Origin of the sequence: Lactobacillus sp. HMSC08B12 (genome assembly GCF_001808415.1) — a bacterium.
Lineage (GTDB): Bacteria > Bacillota > Bacilli > Lactobacillales > Lactobacillaceae > Lactobacillus > Lactobacillus delbrueckii.
Genome location: NZ_KV793142.1, coordinates 1 through 2415 on the forward strand (window position 1 = coordinate 1; position 2415 = coordinate 2415).

At 46.2% G+C, this 2415-nt stretch carries 1 protein-coding gene and 1 pseudogene; both read right to left on the reverse strand.

What is annotated here, in order from left to right:
- Positions 1-17 precede the first annotated feature (17 nt).
- A pseudogene (locus HMPREF3168_RS04325) lies at positions 18-506 on the reverse strand (M48 family metalloprotease); the annotation flags it as partial.
- Between the two features lie 746 nt (positions 507-1252).
- Entirely contained in the window at positions 1253-2221 is a 969-nt protein-coding gene (locus HMPREF3168_RS04335) for a MalY/PatB family protein (RefSeq protein WP_246825680.1), read from the reverse strand.
- Between the last annotated feature and the right edge of the window lie 194 nt (positions 2222-2415).

The following is a 2415-nucleotide window of genomic DNA, read 5'->3' on the forward strand; positions in this document are numbered from 1 at the left end:
TTAAGATATCAGTATGACACTACACTAGATAGAGCTGAGGTAATCGTCGTTACCCGCAAGTCATAGTTACGGATGTGAGATATCTCGTGGCCGATCACGCCTAAGAGTTCATCATGGTTCATGATTTTTACAAGGCCGGAAGTAACCGCCAGGCTGGCATGCTTCGGGTCGCGGCCGGTCGCGAAGGCGTTGGGGATATTGCTTGGAATGGCGTAGACTTTCGGCATGGGGATGCCAGCGGCCAGGCTCATCTCCTCCACCATTTCGTAAAGTTGAGGGACGTTCTCTTGGTTGATTTCCACCGCATGGGTGATCCGCATCAAGTGTCTGGTCGAATAAAAGTAGATATAGACCATGTAAATGATTCCCGCGGCTAAAAAGATCATGCCGGCCCAGAAGGTCAAATAAACTGACAACATGCCAGCAATAGCTAAAAGCAAGGCCGTAAAGCCACCCAGCACGATCCAGGTATTGCGCTTGTTTTGCTCGATTTGCTGATAAAGCATATTCCATCCTCAATTCTTTTCATAAAGCTAATTAAAGGATACTAATTGGATAGCTTTGGCGCAATAGATAATTACAGAGTGATTTAGTTATATCGCTTGCTAGGATAAAAATAAGACTCCGAACGATATTTTATCATCCAGAGCCCAGGGGCTAGTGCTTATATAAATTGAACTTTGTGTCGATTGCCAAAATATAGAAAATGTTACGGTTGATTTTACCAATTACTCGACCTTTGTCATTTAGCCGAAATACCCAGTAGACGTCACCACATTCTTCTAAGCGTCCGGAGCTTGAAAAAATGGGTTAATGCTTAAAGAAACCACATTATCAGGGAGTTGTTTGAGACCTTGTTCTTCACCCCAAGACAACCGATATTTCTTCAATAGAGAGCTTCTCTATTTTCTCCAACAACTTCGCCTGGACATTCCTATCGATACTATTGTTGTTTTTATTAAGATTGTATCGTTTGTCTCTTGTGAGAAAAGAAAAATTAAACGCAAAATATGTCTTATACGTCCTTCTGATTCTTGAGGCATTAGACTTGCGTGTCCGAAAGTTGCTTTTAATCATCGACTCGGCGTTGTTTTTTACCCGCAACCAATTCACAACCTTAAAAACACTATAAGTCATTTTTATATCCTCATTCAATAACCATTATTTTGCCTATTATTATACGTTCAACACAGTTTGTCTCGCAAGCTACAGGCCTTGCCATTCAATCCCCGTTCTACTGGCATTTTGCCATTTAGTTATTTAGATTAAGTACTCCCTGCTTCAGCCTTTGCATCCCGTCAATTACCAATTCTTTCGGGCAGGCCAGGTTAATCCGGACAAATTCATGTCCATTGCCCCGGTAGCCGTTCCCGGCAGAGATGATCAAGCCCGTCTTCTCCCTCAGATACTTGCAGAAGTCCTCCGCGTTCATCCCAAGAGCGCTGATGTCGACCCAGGCCAGGTAGCTGGCGTTTGAGTCAAGTACCTTCACTTCCGGCACTTCTTTTGCCAAAAATTCCCGGGCATAAGCAAAGTTGTCCCGCAACACTTGCTTGAGTTCACGGAGCCAGTCATGGCCTTCTTCATAAGCGGCAATTGCTGCCGGGATGGCCAACAAGTTTGGTTCCCCGATGCCGGCCAGGAAAAAGCTCTCCTCAGCCCGGGCGCGCAAATCTGGGTTAGGGATAATCGCGCAAGCCGCGTGCAACGCCGCCAAGTTGAAGGTCTTGCTTGGTGAGATCAAAGAAACTACCCAGTTTTTGGCATCCCAATCTACCGTAAATGCAGGGGTAATGTCTTCATCCGTTAAAACCAGGTCCCCGTGAATTTCGTCAGAAATCAAGAGTACATGGTGCTTGGCGCAAAGTTCCGCGATCCGCTTGACTTCCTCTTCGCTCCAAGCATAGCCGATTGGGTTGTGTGGGTTGCAGAAGACCATCATCCGGACAGACGGAGTCGCCAATTTTTCTTCCAAATCAGACCAGTTTACCGAGTACTTGCCATTCTCATATACCAAGTCACTGGAAATTACCCGGCGGCCATTGCCTTCAATCACAGAGTAGAACATGTTGTAGACCGGTTCCTGGACCAAAATCTGGTCGCCAGGGCTGGTGAACTGCCGGATCATGGCGGAAATTGCCGGCACGACGCCTGAGGCAAACACGCACCAGTCTTCTTCTGGCCGGGCGCGGTGCTCAATGATTAATTCAATGGCTGGCAAGCCCAAGATTCCACCTTTTTCAATGGGTGGAGGGATAGGGTTTGCGGGCCTCTTTTTACTTAAATTCGTAAAGCGAAAGCATTTGCTCTGCCTTTTGCCAGCTGCTATTATGCGTAATCAACTGGCACTGCTTTGAGTTGACGTAATTTCTGCCATCGTTCAGTACGTAATTGCCTAAGCCATCTGTCAGATAA